We start from the raw sequence: 19,846 nt of genomic DNA, 5'->3' as shown, positions 1-19,846 counted from the left end.
GGCGCTCAGGCCGAGCGCCGCGACGCCAGTTCCTCGTTCAGCTCCATCAGCGCGGTTTCCAGATCCTTTTGCAGCGCCTGCGAGCGCTCGACATAGGCTCTGTTCTCGGCGGTCGGGACGTTGGGGTCCCAGACCTCTGCCAGATCACGCACCGCCTTGCGGTCGTGATGATAGAAGGTCTGCGCCGCCTGCGCCGCCTCGTACTCGCTGAGGCCGACATTTTCCAGCACATAGCGCCCGGCGCGGACCGAACTGTCGAACATCTCGCGCACGATGTCATTGGCACCCGCGCGGTAGAGCTCATAGACATGGTTGCGGTCCCGCGCGCGGGCGATGATATGCAGGTCGGGCCGCTGGCGCCGGGCATAGGCCACCAGTTTCGTGACCTGGGCGTCATCGTCCAGCGCCGCCACCAGCACCTGCGCCTTGGCCAGGCCCGCCGCCTTGAGCAGTTCGGGCCGGGTCGGATCGCCCAGGAAGCCCTTGACGCCGAACCGCCGCATGGTCTGGATCGTTTCCATGTCGTGGTCCAGCACGATGGTCTTGAACCCGCTGGCGGTGACCAGCCGGTTGACGATCTGCCCGAACCGGCCGATGCCCGCAATGATCACCGGTCCCTGCTCGTCGATCTCGTCCGGCACCATATCCGCGACATGCTCGCGTATCCGGCGCGACAGCACCTCGTAAAGGATGAACAAGAGCGGCGTGATCAGCATGGTCAGCGCGATGATCATCAAGAGCTTCTGCGACAGATGCGCCGGGATGACGTTCTGCTGGGTCGAAAACGCCAAGAGGACAAAGCCGAACTCGCCCGCCTGTGCCAGCCCCAGCGTGAACAGCCAGCGGTCGCGTCCCTTGAGCCTGAAAGCGCGCCCGACGACATAGAGGATCACGCCTTTGAACAGGATCACCAGCAACGCCAACCCGATCAGATCCAGCGGATCTGCAAAGAAAAACCCGACGTCGATGCCCGCGCCCACGGTGATGAAGAACAGGCCCAGAAGCAGCCCCTTGAACGGTTCCAGATCGCTTTCAAGTTCGTGTCGGAACTCCGAGTTGGCCAGAACCACGCCAGCGAGAAAGGCGCCAAGCGCGGGCGACAGGCCCACCAGGGTCATCAGAAACGAGATCCCCACCACGATCACCAGCGCCAGCGCGGTGTACATCTCGCGCAGGCGGCTGGCGTGAATAAAGCGGAACAGCGGCCGGGTCAGATAGATGCCCGCCAGCACCACAAAGCCGACCGCGCCGATGGTGACCAGCGTGACCGCCCAGCCGGGCAGCCCCTCGACGAGAGACAGGTCGTGCGCGCCCTTCTCGTCGTCGTGCAACAGGTTGATTGACCCATCGGGGGTAAGCTCGGCCAGCCCCGGCACACTGGCCAGCAGCGGCAGGAGGGCCAGGATAGGGATCACCGCGATATCCTGCGTCAACAGGACCGAGAAGGTGGCCCGCCCGCCATTGGTCTGCATCAACCCCTTTTCCGACAGGGTCTGCAACACGATCGCGGTCGAACTCAGCGACAGGGTCAGGCCCACCGCCAGCGCCACGCTCCAGGGGTGGCCCGCCACCATCGCCACAACCATGATGGCAAGGGTCGAGACCCCCACCTGCAACCCGCCCAGACCCAGCAGCTTGTCCCGCATGTCCCAGAGCGCCCGCGGTTCCAGCTCCAGCCCGATCAGGAACAGCATCATCACGACGCCGAACTCGGCCACATGCTGAAGATCGGCGGTTTCGTCGCCGACAAGACCCAGTATCGGCCCGATGATCAGCCCCGCCGCCAGATAACCCAGCACAGATCCCAGACCCAGGCGTGCCGACAGCGGCACCGCGATCACCGCGGCCGCCAGATAGATCGTCGCCTGGTAGAGGAAGCTTTCCATGCTTGTCCTTTCGTCCGGCTCAGGTGGGCAGCGGAGCGTCCCGTTTCAGTTGGTCCATCACGATCTGGCTCTGCACCCGCGCCACTGCCGGATGCGGCAGGATCACCTCGTGCAGCAACCGATTCAGCGCGGGCAAATCAGCGCAGTAGACATGCAGCAGATAATCCGCTTCGCCGGTCATCGTCCATGCGCTTGTGATCTCCGGGCGGGAATTCACCATCCGGGCGAACTTGGCCGATTGCTCCGGCCCATGGGTGCCCAGATGCACCTGGATGAAGCCCTGCACATGCAGGCCCAGCTTCAGCGGGTCAAGCTTGGCGGCATAGCCGGTGATATAGCCCTCGGATTCCAGCCGCTGCCGCCGCCGCCCAGCCTGGCTGCTGGACAGATGCAGCATCTCGCCCAGCTGCTGGGCGGTCAGATGCGCGTCCTTTTGCAGCGCATCGAGCAGGCGCAGATCCATCGAATCCAACATGTGCGCATTTTCCTCGTTTTTTCTTATTTTAGTGCGTAAATCGCGCACGTAAATGTTGGAATCCAAAAAACAATGCGCAGAACCAGCATGGCTGAACGCGTATTCTCGACTCAGCAATTATTCCGCCAGCCGAGGAGACGCGCCATGGGTCCTTTCCCGCATAACGCCCCGAAATCCGAAATCACCCCCGAAAACCCCGCCGGAACCGACGGGTTCGAATTTGTCGAATTCGCCCATCCCGAGCCGCAGGTGCTGCGCGATCTCTTCGCGCGCATGGGCTTTGATATGGTCGCCCGCCACAAGGACAAGCCCGGCATCGAACTGTGGCAGCAGGGCGATGTGACCTATATCCTGAACGCCGAAAAAGGCAGCTTTGCCGAGAAGTTCATCGAACTGCACGGCCCTTGTGCCCCCTCGATGGGCTGGCGCGTGGTGGATGCGCAGGCCGCCTTCGATCACGCGGTGAAGATGGGCGCCGAACCCTATGAGGGCGACGACAAGACCATGAACGTGCCTGCGATCAAGGGTATCGGCGGCTCGCTGCTGTATTTCATCGACCAGTATTACCACACCTCGCCCTACAACACCGAGTTCGAGTGGCTGAAGCAGTCCAAGCCGCGCGGCGACGGGTTCTATTACCTCGATCACCTGACCCACAATGTCTACAAGGGCAACATGGACAAGTGGTTCAAGTTCTATGGCGACCTGTTCAACTTCCGCGAAATCCGCTTCTTTGACATCCAGGGCAAGTTCACCGGCCTCTACAGCCGGGCGCTGACCTCGCCCTGCGGGCGCATCCGCATCCCGATCAACGAGGATCGCGGCGAAACCGGCCAGATCGTCAGCTACCTGAAGAAATACAATGGCGAAGGCATCCAGCATATCGCCGTGGGCACCGACGACATCTACGACTCGGTGGATGCGATCGCGGCCAAGGGCCTGAAATTCATGCCCGGCCCGAACGAGGCCTATTACGACATGTCCTATGAGCGGGTCGCGGGCCATGACGAGCCCAAGGACCGGATGATGGAACACGGCATCCTGATCGACGGCGAAGGCGTGGTGGATGGCGGCGAGACCAAGATCTTGCTCCAGATCTTCTCGAAGACCGTGATCGGGCCGATCTTCTTCGAATTCATTCAGCGCAAGGGCGATGACGGGTTCGGCGAGGGCAACTTCAAGGCGTTGTTCGAAAGCATCGAGCGCGAGCAGATCGAAAGCGGTGAGATCAAGGCCGCCGAATAAGTCGACCGGGGCAGGGGTGCTGCCCCGTCGCCTGACGGCGACTCCCCGGGAGTATTTTGAGCGAAATGAAGGACGGGGCGCGGGCTCCGTCCTTTTTTGTCAGCCACTGGGGATTTTCAGGGTCAGATTGCGGCCGCCCTTCTGATAGCGCAGCTCGCTGTCGCCGATGGCGGTGATGCGGCCACCCTCGATGCTGTCGCCGACCTTGACCTTCTTGTAGCGGCCAGATGGCAGCCGCACCAGCGCGCGCCGGTTCGACGGGGTGCCATAGACTCCGATAAGGTTCAGGTCACGCAGGTTGATCGCGTTGTCCAGTGTCGCCTGGCGCGCGACCGAGGTCGGCGAGGGCGCCTTGGGCTTGACCGTCGCCGCGACAAACCCGTCGCCGGAAATGTTGGACCCGGCGCCGCGGCTGGGATTGGCCAGCGATCCCAGGTTGGTGTTTGCCGCCGCTGCGGCCACCGCCAGCCCCTCCGGGCGCGGCTTGGGTTTCTTGGCGCTGGCCACCGCCAGCGGGCTGACCGCCTGGGCCTCGTCCTCGGGCGATGCGGCCTGTTCCGCCTCGGCCTGTTCCTGCACCGATGCCGGCCGCGCCTTGGGGCGCAGCGTGGCGAGCTCGGTCAGGGACCGGCCCCCGAACTGCGACCGTTCAGCCTGTTCCACCAGGTCGTCGGGCCGCGCCTTGGGCCGTTTCGCGGCCAGCCGTTCCTGCGCAGGGTCAGCTTCGGGCGCGGCTTCGAACCGGACCGGCGGCGCGGGCGGCACCCGGGCGGGCCGCCCGGCAAAGATCAGCACGCCATCGGGGTTGAGCGCGCCTTCGGGGCTGGGCTCGACCAGCCCCTTGTCATCCAGGGCAAAGGCCTGTCCGGCGGCGGCGGGGGCATTGTTGCCCTCGGGCAGGGCGTCGGTGTCGAACCGGGTTCCATCCGGCAGCGCCACCGCGTCCTGAAAGATATCGGTGCGGTCGATCGAGGCGACAAAGAGATCGCCCAGCCCGATCAGCCCCGGCACCTCGGGCGCGTCCGGGGCGGTGACCAGAATTCCGGCCTCGTTCTCGCCCGTAGCCGTATCCGGCTCGGGTTCGAACTCCATTTCCTCGACCTGTTGCGGCTCCACCTGAAGCGCCTGAAGCACCGCATCGTCGGTGCTGCTCAGGGCCGGGCGGTCGGCCGGATCCTGTAGCGCCGAGAGCTGTACCGGATCCTCGTCGATCGAGGCCGGTTCCAGAGCGGGTGCCGGGCCGTTGTCCGGACTCTCCGCCAGTGGCGCGATCGCGGGCGCCTCGGGCTCCGGGGCGGCCGCAGGATCGGTCGCAGGATCGGTCGGCGGGCTGAATGCGGCGGGCGCCGGATCGCCACTGCGGTCGGACCCGTCCCGGAACACGCCGGTCCCCACCACTGCGGCAAAGACAGCAATCGCGGCAAGGAACAACAGCAGACCCACGGTCAGCGACAGGCCCAGGAACCGTGGCTTGCCGCCGATCATGCCGCCCTTGCGCGCGCCAAAGATGGTGAGCCGGTCGGCCTCGTCGCGCGGGACCTGGTCGGGCCGCGCGGCCGGGGTAAACGCGGGGGGCGGCATCTCCTCGGTGATCAGGCGCGCCGCGACCGGTGGTGCGACCGGTGGCGCAACCGGTGGCGCGACGGGTCTTGCCGGAGCGGGAGCGCTGGTGGCCTTTGGTCTGACCGGCGGCGGGGCCGCCGGCTCGTCGCCGCGAACCGACTGGAAACTGAGGCCCGCCGCGTCTTGCGGCGGCGCATCGGCGGGCGGCGCTGCGGCAGGGGCCTCGGACACAGCCGCGCTTTCGGGCGGTTTGGCGGCGATGCTCTCGTCGGGTTTGCTCCGGCGCGATGAGAACCCGACCACCGGCGCGGCGCTCTGCGCCTTTGGCGGCTCGGCCTTTTTCGCCACGGGCGCCTTGCTGGACGCCTCGGGTGCCTGGGCCACGGGCGCGCTGTCGGGGATCACCGCCGGGCCGATCACCACAACTGCGATGCCGTCGGGTTCCACCGCATCGGTGCCGGTCAGCTCCCGCAGACCCGAGGCCGGGCCAAAGAACGGCTCGCCGAGAAAGGCATTGTCATCGGGCACCGCGACAAAGCTGACCGGATGAAACCCGTGCTCCTCGGCAAAGGCTTCGGCCTCGGCCAGGGTTTCCCGCGCCACCGCCGCCACATGGGTCACGCTGCCATCGGGCGAGGTGTCCCAGATCAGCTCCTCCAGCGCATAGGGGGTCGCGTTGGCAACCGCGTCCTCGATGACATTCAGCCGCGTCTCGCCCCGGAACGGGCCGGTATCGACGGTCAGATACCGGATCTGGTCGTTGGGCAGGATCAGCTTGCATCGCAGGTCCGGGTCCAGCCGCAGGGCAAGGTCGCGCAGACGGGCCAGCGACCGGGCCAGATCGGGATCGTCAAGCGTCACCGCCCCCACCTGCCGCCAGCCACCGGCGGCACGGTGAAGAAGGGAGATCCCCTCAAACGACAAGGATAACGCAAACGCGGGTTTCATCTGACCAGTTAACCAATCCAATCAAGGCCGTAGCACGCGCCGCGGCGCATCCCGGCGCGACATTAGAGCAGAGAACCGCCGAGGGAAAGAAAAACGCGTAACTTCCCCTTGTCGCGCGACATGCCGCCGCCCCATCTTTGGAACAAAGAATAACAGGAGAGCAAAGTTGAGGACATTGGTTTTTCTGGTGGTGGCGTTGCTGTTTGCCGCAGTGGGCTTGGCCCGCGCCGACGAGCAGCCCGGACAGATCACCGTAACCGGCACAGGGGTGGTGGAAACCGTGCCCGACATGGCCGTTATCACCCTTGGCGTGACGCAAGAGGCCAAGGAGGCGCGGGCGGCGCTCTCGGCGACATCCGAGGCGGTCGGCCGGGTTCTTGCCCGTCTGACCGAACTGGGGGTCGAGGCGCGCGACATGCAGACCTCGGACCTGTCGCTGTCGCCGGTCTGGTCCAACCGTGGGTCCAGCACCGAACCCCCGGCGATAACCGGCTTTCAGGCCTCGAACCGGGTGACGGTGCGGGTCCGTGACCTGGCGCGGCTGGGCGAGATCCTGGATACGGTCGTGTCCGACGGGGCCAACACGTTCAACGGGCTGGAATTCTCGGTCAAGGAGCCCAAGCCGCTGCGCGATCAGGCGCGGGCCAAGGCGGTGGCGGATGCCCGCGACAAGGCACAGCAACTGGCCGAGGCGGCCGGGGTGTCGCTGGGCCGGATCGTGTCGATCTCGGAGCTTTACTCCGACCCGCAACCGCGCCCGATGATGCGCATGGCCGCCATGGCCGAGTCGATGGATGTGCCGGTGGCCGGTGGCGAGATCGGGCTGAGCGGCACCGTCACCATGGTCTACGAAATCCGGCAGTGAACCGGGCAGGGGGCGGGCGGCTGGCCGCCCCCCCGCATTGACCATCACGCACGGTCGCGCCACTCTGACCCGGACTTGACCCGGAGACAGACATGGCGGCACCGCTGGTAATCCGAAATCGCAACTTCCGCCTGCTCTTCACCGCGGGCGCCCTGACCAATCTGGGCGACGGGGTGCTGGTGCTTGCGGTGCCGTGGCTGGCGGCGCTGATGACCCGCGATGCGGTGGCGATTGCCGCCGTGGCGGCGGCGGCGCGGTTGCCCTGGTTGCTCTTTGCCCTGCCTGCGGGCGTGATCATCGACCGCAGCGACCGTCGCAAGCTGATCGCGCGGGCCGATCTGATGCGGGCAGGCATCGTGCTGGCGATCCTGCTCTTGGCGCTGGGCGATCCGGTGCCGGGCGCGATCTGGGCGCTGGCGGGGCTGGCCTTTCTTCTGGGCTCGGCAGAGGTGCTGCGCGACAATGCCGCCCAGACCATCCTGCCCGCGCTGGTCGATCCCGACGATCTGGAGGCCGCCAATGGCCAGCTCTGGAGCACCGAGCAGCTGACCGGCCAGTTCATCGGCCCGCCGCTGGCCGGCGTGCTGATCTCGGCCGGGATCGCGGTGCCCTTTGGCCTCGATGCGGCGGTTCTGGTGCTGGCCGCCGGTCTGGTCTGGCTGATCTCGCTGCCGCCGCAGGTGCCCAGCCGCGCGCGGTTCGCCGAGGCGCTGGCCGAGGGCATCGCCTTCATGCGCGGCGACGCGCTGCTGTTGCGGCTGGCGGTGGTGCTGGGGCTGGCCAATTTCATCGCCATGGCCACGATCACCGTGCAGGTCCTCTTTGCACAAGAGGTGCTGGGACTTGGGGCCGCGCAATACGGGCTGGTGCTGTCGGCGGGGGCGGTGGGGGCGATTTGCGGCAGCCTCCTGGCACCGCGCGCGATGCGGCTGATCGGCACGCAAGCGTGCCTGTTCCTGTCGGTTGCGGTCTGGGGCGCGGGCTATGCCATCATCGGCCTGTCGAACAGCGGCTGGATCATGGGGCTGGCGCTGACCGCGATCATGGCGGCGGCGATGCTGTGGAACGTGATCACCGTGTCCTGGCGCCAACGACGCATCCCGCCCGCCATGCTGGGCCGCGTGAACAGCATCTATCGTTTTTTCGGCTGGGGTTCGATGCCGCTGGGGGCACTGGCGGGGGGCGCCGCGGTGGCGCTGGCCGAACAGCAGATGAGCCGCGAGATGGCTTTGCGTGCGCCCTTCCTGCTAGCGGGCCTGTGCTGTCTGGCGCTGCTGGTCTATGCGCTGGCGCGGCTGCGGCTGGACTGAGCGGAGAGCGGCCCGCAGGGCCGCCTCCATTGGCTTGTTCCGACGCACCCGGGGGTCAGGGTCGGGTGATCTTGATCTCTCCGGTCTTGCCACTGATGAAGATGGTCGCACTGTCGCCGCTGGCCGAACGTACTTTCACCTTGGTGTTGCCGCTCGATCCACCGGTCGTGGTCTCGACGCTGGAACCGTCCCCGTTCTTGGTCGTGGTCCGGGTCGAACCGTCGTTGGGATTTGTTTCGGTGGTGGTGGTTGAATCACCCATGACTTGATCTCCAAATGAATTGCTGAAATGGCGGGAAAATGACCCGCAGATACAATTCTGGGTTATGTCAGGGGATCGGGAAAGTCAGGTTTTCCATAGCCGGAAACCTGTGCCGCAAGCGAAGAAGCAGCCGGTTCCGGCTGCTTCTCTTGTCAAACATATCAGGCGGTTGCCTTGGTCAGGGCCTGGTCGAGGTCCGCGATGATGTCGGCGGCATCCTCGATGCCGATCGATACCCGCACAACATTGGGGCCGGCGCCTGCCGCCTCCTGCTGCGCGGGGGACAACTGGCGGTGCGTGGTCGAGGCCGAATGGATGATCAGCGAGCGCGCGTCACCCAGGTTGGCCACATGGCTGAAGATCTCCAGCGCGTTGACCAGCTTGACGCAGGCCTCGTAGCCGCCCTTGACCGCAAAGGTAAAGAGCGCGCCCGCGCCTTTGGGATAGCATTTCTGCACCCGGTCATAATAGGGCGACGAGGGCAGCCCGGCATAGGTCACGTAATCCACCCGCGGATCGGCCTCGAGCCAGGCCGCCACCTTCTTTGCGTTCTCCACATGGCGCTGCATGCGCAGGCTCAGCGTCTCGATCCCCATCAGCGTGTAATGGGCGGCCTGCGGGTTCATCGTCATGCCCAGGTCCCGCAACCCGATGGCGATGCCGTGGAAGGTAAAGGCAAGCGAGCCAAAGGTCTCGTGGAACTTGAGCCCGTGATAGGCCGGTTCCGGCGCGCTGAGCGAGGGGAACTTATCGTTGGCCGACCAGTCGAAGCGCCCCGAATCCACGATACAGCCGCCGGTGACGGTTCCGTTGCCGGTCAGGTACTTGGTGGTCGAATGTACCACCAGTGTCGCGCCTTGTTCGATGGGGCGGCACAGATAGGGGGTGGCGCTGGTATTGTCGACGATCAGCGGGATGCCCGCGGCATCGGCCACGTCGGCCAGGGCGCGGATATCGGTGACATAGCCGCCGGGATTGGCGATCGATTCACAAAACACCGCCCTTGTGTTTTCGTCGATGGCGGCCTTCACCGCCTCCAGATCGTCGGTATCGACGAACTTGGCCGACCAGCCGAACCGCTTGATGGTCTGGCTGAACTGGGTGACGGTGCCACCATATAGCCGGGTCGAGGCCACCACGTTGCAGCCCGGTCCCATCAGCGGAAAGAGCGCCATGATCTGCGCCGCGTGACCCGACGAGCAGCAGACCGCGCCGACCCCGCCTTCGAGCGTGGCGATACGCTCCTGCAACACGGCGACGGTGGGGTTGGTCAGGCGGGAATAGATATAGCCCACCTCTTGCAGGTTGAAGAGCGCGGCGGCGTGATCGGCGTCGCGGAACACATAGGCCGTGGTCTGATAGATCGGCGTCTGCCGCGCGCCGGTGGCCGGGTCGGGCCGGGCGCCGGCATGGATCTGCAACGTGTCGAAGCCGTAGCTGGGGGTATCGGACATGGGTGGAGTCTCCCTTTGGAAATGTCTTGCCCGAATCTCTAAGCGATACGCGCCCGCCAGACAACAAGCGCCCGCCTGCGGCAGGCGCGGGATCAAGGATTTAAGGAAATCCTTGTCCACAGGATTTTTGAAAATCCTGTACAAGCGCCTGTTCCAGGCGCTTGGGGCAAAGTGTCATTGACACTTTGTGACCGCGCGCGTTCAGGTCTTTTCGATCACCGGACCGTCCTGCTTCACCCATTCGGTGAAGCCGCCTTCCAGATGCATCACCGGTCTCAGCCCCATTTCCTGAGCCACCTTCGCCGACAGGGCCGACCGCCAGGCGCTGGCGCAGTAAAAGACATAGGTCTTGTCCTGGTTGAACACCGCCTTGTGATAGGGACTCTCGGGGTCGATCCAGAATTCCAGCATGCCGCGCGGGCAGGAAAACGCCCCCGGGATCATACCGGAACGCTGCAACTCGCGAATGTCGCGCAGATCGACGAAGACATAGCCGGGATTGTCAAAAAGCCCCTTGGCCTCTTCGACCGACAGCGTGTCGACCACCGCGTTCGCCTCTTTCAGCAGCGTCTTGATGCCCTTGGTTATCTTCTGTGCCATGCCCGTCCTCCCGCGACTCGTCCACAGGCTGACCGAAACCTGCAGCCAGCTCAAGAGGGGTTGCCGACGATCCTCATCCCGCTAGGCTTCCCCGGATCGGAGACAAGGGGATGTGCGATGAAACAGAGACCGCTGGGCCGCACCGGCATGAGTGTAAGCGAACTGTGCCTGGGCACGATGACCTTTGGCACCCAGACCACGCAGGAGCAGGCGCATGCCCAGATCGACCATGCGCTCGCGGCGGGGATCAACTTCATCGACACCGCCGAGATGTACCCGGTGAACCCGGTCAGCAAAGAGACCATTGGCCGTACCGAGGAGATCATCGGCGCCTGGAACGCGGCCAATCCCGCCCGGCGCGGTGAGTTCATCCTGGCCACCAAACATTCCGGCAGCGGCATGGCGCATGTGCGCGACGGCGCGCCGATCTCGGGCGCGACCATCCGCGCCACGCTCGAGGCCTCGCTCAAGCGGCTTCGCACCGATTATGTCGACCTCTACCAGTTCCATTGGCCCAATCGCGGCAGCTACATGTTCCGCCAGAACTGGAGCTATGATCCCTCGGGGCAGGATCCGGCGGCGATACGCGACAACATGATCGACTGTCTCGAGGCGCTGCAACGCGAGGTCGATCGCGGCACCGTCCGCGCCTTTGGCCTGTCGAACGAAAGCGCCTGGGGCACCGCGCAATGGCTGCATCTGGCCGAGGCCGGGCATGGGCCGCGCGTCGCCTCGATCCAGAACGAATATTCGCTGCTCTGCCGTCTCTTCGACACCGACATGGCAGAGCTGAGCGTGAACGAGAAGGTGGGGCTGATGGCCTTTTCGCCGCTGGCGGCGGGATTGCTGACCGGCAAGTACCAGGGTGGGCAGGTGCCCGAGGGCTCGCGCATGTCGCTGGTGCCGGAACTCGGCGGGCGCAAATCCGACCGCGTCTTTGGCGCGGTCTCGGCCTATCTCGACATCGCCCGCCGCCACGGGATCGACCCGGTGCATATGGCGCTGGCCTGGGCGCTGACACGCCCCTTCATGATGTCGGCGATCTTTGGCGCAACCACACTGGCACAGCTCGACCATGCGCTGGGCGCCGCCGATGTGACGCTCTCTGATGAGATCCTGGGTGAGATCGCAGCCGCCCACAAGGCGCATCCGCTCCCCTATTGAGGATCGCGGGGACGCGGGAAGCGTCGCTTCCCGCGTCCCCGCCCAATGTAGAAGCCGGTCAGATCAGCTTCACGATCTGCTTGCCGGTATTGCCGCCCCTGAGCATGGACATGAAGGCGGCGGGCGCGTTTTCCAGCCCTTCGGCCACATCTTCCAGGTACCGGATCTCGCCATTGGCCAGTTTCGGCGCGACCTCGGACAGGAAGGCCGGGTAACGGTCGAAATGGTTCGAGATGATGAAACCGTTGACCGACAGGAACTTGACCAGGATCGAACGCCAGATCGCCGGGCCGGTCAGTCCGGGGTCCGAGGCGCCCGCGCCCAGGCCCCCGGCATTGTACCAGCTGATCATGCCGCAGATCGGGATACGGCCAAAGTTGTTCATCAGCGGCAATACGGCCTCCAGCACCTTGCCGCCGACATTCTCGAAATAGATGTCGATCCCGTCCGGGCACTCGGTGGCAAGCGCCCGACGCAGATCGGCGGCGCTGTCATAGGCGCGGTGATCCAGACAGGCGTCAAAGCCGAATGTCTCGATTGCGATCCGGCATTTGTCGGCGCCACCCGCGATACCCACCGTGCGCAGCCCGGCCAGGCGCGCGACCTGACCCACCATCGAGCCCACCGGCCCGGTGGCCGCAGCCACCACCAGCGTCTCGCCCGCCTTGGGCCGGCCATGCTCCATCAGCCCGTACCAGCCGGTGAACCCCGGCATGCCCAGCACACCCAGCGCGGTGGTGATCGGCATCACCTTGGGGTCGATCTTGCGCAGCATCTTCGCCGGTTGCACGCCGTGTGTCGCCCAGCCGAACATGCCAAAGGCGAAATCGCCCGGCGCAAACCCCGGATCGTTCGATGCGATCACCTCGCCCACGCCACCGGCCTCCATGGTGCCGCCGAGCGGCACCGGCGCGGCATAGGATTTGGCATCGTCCATCCGGCCCCGCATATAGGGGTCCAGCGACATGTAATGGACCCGCACCAGCACCTCACCGGGGCCGGGGGCGGGGACGGGCGCCTCTTCATACGAGAAATTCGCGGCCTCGGGCGCGCCGGTCGGGCGGCTGGCCAGGGCGATGCGGTACATGCGGTCGGTCATGGGAAAACTCCTTTGCTCCCCGCAAATCTAGTCGCTTGCGGCACCGCTGCAAACCTTGCCGCCCCAGTGACGCCGCGCCATACGCCGGTACGGCAGCCGCCTTGCACAGAGAGCCCCTTGGCAAGCCGGGCCCGCGCGAGTATACGCGCGGCTTGACCAAGGCAGGAGCTCCCCGATGATTGGCAGTGCGAACCTCAACATCATGATCAAGGCCGCCCGCAAGGCAGGCCGGTCGCTGGTGAAGGATTTCCGCGAGGTCGAGAACCTGCAAGTGTCGATGAAGGGCGCGGGCGATTTTGTGTCCAAGGCCGATATCGCCGCCGAGGCGATCCTAAAGGAAGAGCTGCGCAATGCCCGCCCGACCTATGGCTGGGTGGCCGAAGAGGGCGGCTCGGAAGAGGGCGAGGACCCCACCCGCCGCTGGATCGTCGATCCGCTGGACGGCACCACCAACTTCCTGCACGGTCTGCCGCATTGGGCGATTTCCATCGCGCTCGAGCATAAGGGCAAGATCGTCGCGGGCGTCATCTATGACGCCGCCAAGGACGAGATGTTCTTTGCCGAAAAGGGCGAAGGCGCCTGGATGAACGACCAGCGCATCCGGGTGTCGGGCCGCCACCGGATGATCGAGTCGATCTTTGCCACCGGCCTGCCCTTTGGCGGGCGTGCCGACCTGCCGTTGACGCTACAGGATCTGGCGCGACTGATGCCCGCCTGCGCCGGTGTGCGGCGCTGGGGCTCTGCTGCGCTCGACATGGCCTATGTGGCGGCGGGCCGCTACGAAGGCTTCTGGGAGCGGCGCCTCAATGCCTGGGATGTGGCGGCGGGCATCATCATCGTCAAGGAAGCGGGCGGTCTGGTCGAGGCGCTCGATCCCGAGGATTCGATCCTCGACAGCGGCGAGGTGATCTGCGCCAATGGCAATATCTTCGATCCATTCGCCAAGGTGATCCGCGGCTGAGCCGAACCCAAGAGTTATCATCGACAAGCCTGGAACCCGGCCCATGGCCGGGTTTTGCATGTCTGGCGCCTATTTGCGCGGGATCTTCGGGATCCGGCTGGGCGACAGGCGGTATTTCTGCTCGGGATGCGGCGGGTGGCCCTCGGTCCGGCGCCAGAACCCCCGCCCGCCACGCCTGAGCCACAGCGGCAGCGTCAGAACCAGCCCCACCGCAAAGCCGCCCGTATGCGCCCAATAGGCGACGCCGCCAGTATCCGGGTCGGAACTGAACCCGCCCAGGAACTGGAACCCCAGCCAGACCCCGAGCATCACAAAGGCCGGGATCGTGAAAATGCGGAAATAGACAACCAGAATCAGCAGGATATCGACCCGCGCACGCGGAAACAGCAGCAGATACCCTCCCATCACCCCGGCAATCGCGCCCGAGGCGCCGATGGTCGGCACCATCGACCCCGGCCCGCTCAGCACATGGATCAGCCCGGCGCCAATCCCTGCGGCAAGATAGAAGAGCGCAAAGCCCAGATGCCCCATCTCGTCTTCCAGATTGTCGCCAAAGATCCATAGAAACAGCATGTTGCCGCCCAGATGCATCCAGCCGCCATGCAGAAAGACCGAAGTGACCAGGGTCAGCCACCCGTCCCCGTCCGAGATGCGGGCGGGGATGATCGCATAGTCATAGTAAAAGCGGCTGACCAACCGGGGATCCTCCATGATGCCCAGAGTGGTCAGGAAAATACCGATATTTGCCGCCAGCAGCAGATAGACGACATAGGGCGTTCGGCCCGAGGGGTTGTGATCGCGGATCGGAAACATCCCGCGACGCTGCGGTCAAACGGGGCAGAGGTCAAGGGGCGCCGACGCGCCGCGTCGGCGGCGCGCCCGGCCCAACTGCCGCGGATCGCAAGATCCGGCGGCAGGCGGGAGCGCTCCCTGCCTTAGCCCATGCCACCCAGCAGCGCGGCATTGCCGCCCGCGGCGGTGGTGTCGACACAGACATGGCGCTCGGCCAGCACCCGGGCGCGGTCGGGCAGGCCGGGGATCAGCGGCAGGATCGGACCGGACCGGCGCGACAGCGCCAGCTCGTAGGCGCGCGCCGTCTCTTCATCGCCCCACCAGATCACGCCCGAAATCCCCTCAACCGTTTCCAGAGCTTCCGCCGCCAGTGAACCGGTGGCGCGGATCGCGGTGCCGCCCAGCGCCTCGACCGCCTGCGCCTGCGCCGCGACCGCCGCTGCCGTCGGGCCAAGGCAGAGGAGCGGCGGCCGCGCCATCTCGCTCAACCGGTTCGACTCACCGGTCGGGCCAGGCAGGCTTTGCGTCCGCACCGGTGCGGGCGTGCCGGTCGCGCGGGGCAGGGTGGCCATCGGCGCGGCCCAGTCAGCCGCCGCCTGCTGCCGGTCCGGCGCACAGAAGCGCGCCATGTAGTTCGGCCCGCCCGCCTTGGGTCCGGTGCCCGACAGGCCCTCGCCGCCAAAGGGCTGGCTGCCGACAATGGCGCCGATCTGGTTGCGGTTGACATAGATATTGCCCGCATGCACCGCCTCGGTCACATGCTGCACCCGGTCGTCGATCCGGGTTTGCAGGCCGAATGTCAGACCATAGCCGGTGGCGTTGATCGCCCCGATCACCTGATCCAGCTCATCCGAGCGGAAGGTGGCCACATGCAGCACGGGGCCGAAAATCTCACGCTCCAGCGCTTCGATGCCGGAAACCTTGATAAGGGTGGGGGCCACGAATGTGCCCTCGGGCGGCAGGGCCAGTTCCTTCAGTACCCGTCCCTCGGCGCGCGCGCGGGCCACATGGTCGGCGATGGTCTGGCGCGCGGCCGCGTCGATCACCGGGCCGCTGTCAGTGGACAGCGCCCAGGGATTGCCCAGGCTCAGCGCATCCATCGCGCCCTTGAGCATGGTCAGCACATCCTCGGCGATATCCTCTTGCAGGTAGAGACAGCGCAGCGCCGAACAGCGCTGGCCCGCCGACTGGAACGCGCTTTCGATCACCGCCTGCACCGCCTGTTCCGGCAGCGCGGTGGAATCGACGATCATCGCATTGAGCCCGCCGGTTTCCGCGATCAGCGGCGTGCCCGGGCGCATGTGCACGGCCATTGCGGCGCGGATCTTCTGCGCGGTTGCGGTCGAGCCGGTGAAGGCCACGCCCGAAACCCGTGGGTCCGAGGTGAGCGCGGCGCCGACCGCCGGGCCACCCGGCAAGAGTTGCAGCGCGTCGCGCGGCACCCCGGCCTCGTGCAGCAACTCTACCGCGCGATGGGCGATTAGCGGCGTTTGCGGCGCGGGTTTCGCCAGCACCGCGTTGCCGGTGGCCAGCGCCGCCGCGATCTGACCCGAGAAGATGGCCAGAGGGAAGTTCCACGGGCTGATGCAGGTGAAAATGCCCGCAGGCGCCGCATCGGGGATGTTGGCCGCGTAATAGCGCAGGAAATCCACCGCCTCGCGCAGCTCGGCCACCGCGTCCATCAGGGTCTTGCCCGCCTCGCGATGCAGCAGCGCAAACAGCTCGCCATAATGCGCCTCGTAAAGGTCGGCGGCGCGGTTCAGCACGGTCGCGCGCTCGGCGGCAGGGGCCTGCCACGGCCGAGCGCTGGCCAGTGCTAGTTCGGTATCAGCGTCACTTGCAGGCGCCACGCTGCCCGGTATGTCATGCGGGTCGGCGGGGTTGACCACTGCTTCCTCCGCCTCGGGCGCGGCCGCCTCGGACAAAAGCGGCCCGGCCTGCCAGCGATGGGCGCGGAACGGCGCGCGCGCGGCGTCGATCGCATCCAGCGTCGGCTGATGCCCCAGATCGAACCCTTTCGAGTTCGGACGCTCCGGTGCAAACAGCTCGGGCCCGCGCTTCAGCGGTTTGGCCGGTTTTTGCGCGATCTCGAACGGATCGCCGGCCACCACCTCGGGCGGGACGTTCTCGTCCACGATCTGGTTGACAAAAGAGCTGTTGGCGCCGTTCTCCAACAGGCGCCGCACCAGATAGGCCAACAGGTCGCGATGCGCCCCTACCGGCGCATAGATGCGGCAGCGGGTCTTGTTGGCGGTCAGCACAAGATTATGCAGCGTCTCGCCCATGCCATGCAGGCGCTGGAACTCGAAGGGCTGGCCATCGCGCGCCATATGCAGGATCGCGGCCACGGTATGGGCGTTATGGGTGGCGAATTGCGGATAGATCCGGTCGGTCATACCCAACAGCTTGCGCGCATTGGCGATGTAAGAGACATCGGTCACCGCCTTTTGCGTAAAGACCGGGAAGCCATCGACGCCGGCCACCTGGGCGCGCTTCACCTCGGTATCCCAATAGGCGCCCTTCACCAGTCGCACCATCAGGCGCCGGTCATGGCGCTGCGCCATCTCGTAGAGCGTGTCGATCACCAGCCCGGCGCGCGGCCCATAGGCCTGTACCACGATGCCGAACCCGTCCCAGCCCTTCAGCGCCGGTTCCGCCATCACCGCCTCGATCACCTGCAACGACAGCGCCAGCCGGTTGGCCTCTTCGGCGTCCACGTTCAGCCCCATGCCAGCGGCCTTGGCCAAAAGTGCCAGCGCCCGCAGGCGCGGCACCAGCTCGTCCATCACGCGGGTCTCCTGCGCCAGCTCGTAACGCGGATGCAGCGCCGACAGCTTGACCGAGATGCCCGGATTGGCGCGGATGTCGCCATGGGTGCAGGCCTCGGCAATGGCCGCGATGGCGCGCGAATAGCTCAGGTGATAGCGCGCGGCATCGGCTTCGGTGCGGGCGGCCTCGCCCAGCATGTCATAGGAATAGGTATAGCCCTTGGCCTCCATCCCCTGTGCGCGTTTCATCGCCGCCTGGATGTTTTCGCCCAGCACGAACTGGCGGCCCATCTCCTTCATCGCGCGGGAAACGGCGGTGCGGATCACCGGCTCGCCCAGCCGCTTGATGGCGCCGCGCAGCGCGCCCACGGGGCTCGCCTTGCGCTCGTCCAGCACCTTGCCGGTCAGCATCAGCGCCCAGGTCGAGGCATTGACCAGCGAGGACGAGGAATGCCCCAGATGCTTGCCCCAGTCCGACGGCGCGATCTTGTCCTCGATCAGCGCGTCGATCGTGTCGGCATCAGGCACGCGCAAGAGCGCCTCGGCCAGGCACATCAGCGCGATGCCCTCGTCGGTCGAAAGCCCGTATTCGGCCAGGAATACCTCCATCATGCCCGGCGCGGTGCTGGCGCGAATATCGCGCACCAACCCGGCGGCGGCGCCGCTGATCGCGGCGCGATCCTCAGCGCTCAGCGCGGCCTGCGCAACCAGCGCGTCGAGCAGCGCCGATTGGTCGGCATAGGTGAAGGTGTCGATTTGGGTGCGCAGGGCGTGGGTCATGATGCCTCCGGTTCAGTTGGCGTATGATACATCGCAATCACAGGTTCATTCGCCTGATTTTTATGGTAACGCAGTCCAAATGACCAAAGATGGGGGCGCATGCGATGCAAACGGACTTTCCAGACCTCGACCGGCACGACCGGGCGATTCTGGCCGAACTGGCCGCCGATGGGCGGATGTCGGTGGCCGACCTTGCCCGCCGCATCGGCCTGTCGAAATCGCCAACCCAGGCGCGGGTCAAACGGCTTGAGGCCGAAGGCATCATCACCGGCTACCGCGCGCTGGTCGATCCCATCCGTCTGGGGCTCGATCACGTGGCCTTTGTCGAGGTGCGTCTGAGCGACACCCGCGAAAAGGCGCTAGCCGAATTCAACGCCGCCGTCCGCCGCATCGCCGAGGTGGAACAGGCCCATATGATCGCCTCCAATTTCGACTACCTGCTCAAGGTAAGGACCCGCTCGATGAACGAATACCGCGCGGTGCTGGCCGAGCGGATCTCGGCCCTGCCGCATGTCTCCAGCACCTCGACCTTTGTCGCGATGGAGGCGGTCAAGGAACCGGGGTTGTTGGGCGCGCTCGAAACTGTGACTTGACGGAAATCCACTTTGCGTCAGCATTGGTGCATGAAACACGCGCTTATTGCCTTGCTGCTCCCGCTGTCGCCGGGCCTGCTCTGGGCCTCGGACTGCCCTGAGGCGCCGGATCATTCGGCCCAGATCAACCGCCTGATCGCCGAAATCCGCGTGGCCCCGAACGAGGGACAGGCGCGGCAGATCTCTAACCGGATGTGGGAGTTCTGGGCCGACGCGCCCGACGAACAGGCGCAGGCGATCCTGGATCGCGGCATGTCGCGGCGGTCGTCCTGGGACCTGCTCGGCGCGCTTGAGGATTTCGACCGGCTTGTGGCCTATTGCCCGGACTATGCCGAAGGCTACAACCAGCGCGCCTTCGTCAACTACCTGCGGCAGGATTTTGCGGCCGCACTCGTCGATCTCGACCGCGCGCTGGAGCTGTCACCCACCCATGTGGCGGCGATGAGCGGGCGGGCGCTGTCGCTTCTGGGGCTCAGCCGTATCGACGAGGCGCGCGAGGGGCTGCAAGAGGCGCTCGAGCTGAACCCCTGGCTGCCTGAACGCGGCCTTGCGGGCCCGGGCGGTCCGCTCGAACCCAAGGGCAAGGACATCTGATCCCGGCGCCACAGGCATGGTGAGCGTCCCCCGAGGTTGGCGGAACCCCATTGAAATTTTTCGGTTTCGTGACCCAAGTCACATTGAGGTCGGCGCAAATTCTGGTTAGACGGACTCTGCGCCGGTTGGGGCCGGGCGTCTTGCGTGAACCGGATCGGGCCAAGTCAGCGCCGGGTCCCAGAAACGCCTGTCCAGATGTTTGGGTCCTGCCTGCCCGAACGCCGGAAACGGACTATGCCCTCCCCAATGAATGCGCTGTGCGGGCGTGGTGGAATGGTAGACACATGGCACTTAAAATGCCTGGGCTGAAAGGCCGTGCCGGTTCAAATCCGGCCGCCCGTACCACATCTCCCGGTGCCAGCGCGACGCGGCATCGGTGACGAGAGCCGGGAACGCGGCCCGCATCTCGGGCCTGAGGCCCGAGCACCGCAACCATGTCTGGAGCTACGACTTCGTGCATTGCCGCACTGACGACGGCAAGGCGTTC

16 protein-coding genes and 1 tRNA gene are annotated in these 19,846 nt (G+C 65.8%); 8 read left to right on the top strand and 9 right to left on the bottom strand.

All coding sequences use genetic code 11. The features are described from left to right. Nucleotides 1–5: 5 nt before the first annotated feature. Both OE747_RS14180 and OE747_RS14175 read right to left on the bottom strand, forming a co-directional pair. Nucleotides 6–1,886 carry a monovalent cation:proton antiporter-2 (CPA2) family protein gene (locus OE747_RS14180; protein WP_263829230.1) on the bottom strand — a complete coding sequence of 627 codons (1,881 nt, stop codon included), beginning with the start codon at nt 1,884–1,886 and terminating at the stop codon, nt 6–8. 19 nt (nt 1,887–1,905) lie between these two features. After that, nucleotides 1,906–2,361 carry an Lrp/AsnC family transcriptional regulator gene (locus OE747_RS14175; RefSeq protein WP_263829229.1) on the bottom strand — a complete coding sequence of 152 codons (456 nt, stop codon included), beginning with the start codon at nt 2,359–2,361 and terminating at the stop codon, nt 1,906–1,908. Between the two features lie 144 nt (nt 2,362–2,505). Here OE747_RS14175 and hppD point away from each other — a divergent pair, with 144 nt between their 5' ends. Beyond that, nucleotides 2,506–3,606 carry a 4-hydroxyphenylpyruvate dioxygenase gene (hppD, locus tag OE747_RS14170; RefSeq protein ID WP_263829228.1) on the top strand — a complete coding sequence of 367 codons (1,101 nt, stop codon included), beginning with the start codon at nt 2,506–2,508 and terminating at the stop codon, nt 3,604–3,606. 99 nt (nt 3,607–3,705) lie between these two features. Here hppD and OE747_RS14165 read toward each other — a convergent pair whose 3' ends face one another. Further along, nucleotides 3,706–6,117 carry a hypothetical protein gene (locus OE747_RS14165; protein WP_263829227.1) on the bottom strand — a complete coding sequence of 804 codons (2,412 nt, stop codon included), beginning with the start codon at nt 6,115–6,117 and terminating at the stop codon, nt 3,706–3,708. Nucleotides 6,118–6,283: 166 nt separating this feature from the next. Here OE747_RS14165 and OE747_RS14160 point away from each other — a divergent pair, with 166 nt between their 5' ends. Both OE747_RS14160 and OE747_RS14155 read left to right on the top strand, forming a co-directional pair. Beyond that, on the top strand, nt 6,284–6,982 hold the full coding sequence (locus tag OE747_RS14160) for an SIMPL domain-containing protein (RefSeq protein ID WP_263829226.1): 699 nt from the start codon (nt 6,284–6,286) through the stop codon (nt 6,980–6,982). A 92-nt stretch (nt 6,983–7,074) separates the two neighbouring features. Next, entirely contained in the window at nt 7,075–8,292 is a 1,218-nt protein-coding gene (locus OE747_RS14155) for an MFS transporter (RefSeq protein WP_263829225.1), read from the top strand. Between the two features lie 55 nt (nt 8,293–8,347). Here OE747_RS14155 and OE747_RS14150 read toward each other — a convergent pair whose 3' ends face one another. The 3 genes from OE747_RS14150 to OE747_RS14140 form a co-directional block, all read right to left on the bottom strand. After that, nucleotides 8,348–8,554, bottom strand: a complete 207-nt coding sequence (locus OE747_RS14150; protein ID WP_263829224.1) for a hypothetical protein — start codon at nt 8,552–8,554, stop codon at nt 8,348–8,350. A 161-nt stretch (nt 8,555–8,715) separates the two neighbouring features. Then, entirely contained in the window at nt 8,716–10,008 is a 1,293-nt protein-coding gene (locus OE747_RS14145; protein ID WP_263829223.1) for an O-acetylhomoserine aminocarboxypropyltransferase/cysteine synthase family protein, read from the bottom strand. Nucleotides 10,009–10,209: 201 nt separating this feature from the next. Continuing rightward, nucleotides 10,210–10,608: a rhodanese-like domain-containing protein gene (locus OE747_RS14140; RefSeq protein WP_263829222.1), complete on the bottom strand. Its 399-nt coding sequence runs from the start codon at nt 10,606–10,608 to the stop codon at nt 10,210–10,212. A 117-nt stretch (nt 10,609–10,725) separates the two neighbouring features. On the opposite strand from OE747_RS14140, the gene OE747_RS14135 reads away from it, so the two are divergent. After that, nucleotides 10,726–11,772: an aldo/keto reductase gene (locus OE747_RS14135; RefSeq protein ID WP_263829221.1), complete on the top strand. Its 1,047-nt coding sequence runs from the start codon at nt 10,726–10,728 to the stop codon at nt 11,770–11,772. A 58-nt stretch (nt 11,773–11,830) separates the two neighbouring features. Here OE747_RS14135 and OE747_RS14130 read toward each other — a convergent pair whose 3' ends face one another. Further along, the gene (locus OE747_RS14130; protein WP_263829220.1) at nt 11,831–12,871 is read right to left on the bottom strand and encodes an NADP-dependent oxidoreductase; all 1,041 of its coding nucleotides are present in this window, start codon (nt 12,869–12,871) and stop codon (nt 11,831–11,833) included. A gap of 175 nt (nt 12,872–13,046) precedes the next feature. Here OE747_RS14130 and OE747_RS14125 point away from each other — a divergent pair, with 175 nt between their 5' ends. Next, nucleotides 13,047–13,832, top strand: coding sequence for an inositol monophosphatase family protein (locus OE747_RS14125; RefSeq protein WP_263829219.1), 786 nt, complete (start codon nt 13,047–13,049; stop codon nt 13,830–13,832). 69 nt (nt 13,833–13,901) lie between these two features. Here the strand turns inward: OE747_RS14125 and OE747_RS14120 are convergent, their stop codons facing one another. Continuing rightward, nucleotides 13,902–14,645, bottom strand: a complete 744-nt coding sequence (locus tag OE747_RS14120; protein WP_263829218.1) for a rhomboid family intramembrane serine protease — start codon at nt 14,643–14,645, stop codon at nt 13,902–13,904. Between the two features lie 122 nt (nt 14,646–14,767). After that, nucleotides 14,768–18,172, bottom strand: coding sequence for a bifunctional proline dehydrogenase/L-glutamate gamma-semialdehyde dehydrogenase PutA (gene putA / locus OE747_RS14115; RefSeq protein ID WP_263829217.1), 3,405 nt, complete (start codon nt 18,170–18,172; stop codon nt 14,768–14,770). Nucleotides 18,173–18,276: 104 nt separating this feature from the next. Between putA and OE747_RS14110 the strand changes: the two genes are divergently transcribed. From OE747_RS14110 to OE747_RS14100, 3 genes are all read left to right on the top strand, one after another. Further along, nucleotides 18,277–18,765 carry an Lrp/AsnC family transcriptional regulator gene (locus OE747_RS14110; RefSeq protein ID WP_263829216.1) on the top strand — a complete coding sequence of 163 codons (489 nt, stop codon included), beginning with the start codon at nt 18,277–18,279 and terminating at the stop codon, nt 18,763–18,765. A 30-nt stretch (nt 18,766–18,795) separates the two neighbouring features. After that, nucleotides 18,796–19,359 (top strand): tetratricopeptide repeat protein, encoded by a 564-nt coding sequence (locus tag OE747_RS14105; RefSeq protein WP_263829215.1) that lies wholly within the window; start codon nt 18,796–18,798, stop codon nt 19,357–19,359. Between the two features lie 259 nt (nt 19,360–19,618). After that, nucleotides 19,619–19,704, top strand: a tRNA-Leu gene (locus OE747_RS14100). Nucleotides 19,705–19,846: the final 142 nt, after the last annotated feature.

Source organism: Ruegeria aquimaris, assembly GCF_025751555.1.
GTDB lineage: Bacteria > Pseudomonadota > Alphaproteobacteria > Rhodobacterales > Rhodobacteraceae > Ruegeria_B > Ruegeria_B aquimaris.
The sequence above is the reverse complement of the archived record's forward strand: the minus strand, read 5'-3'. Positions and strand labels throughout refer to the sequence as shown.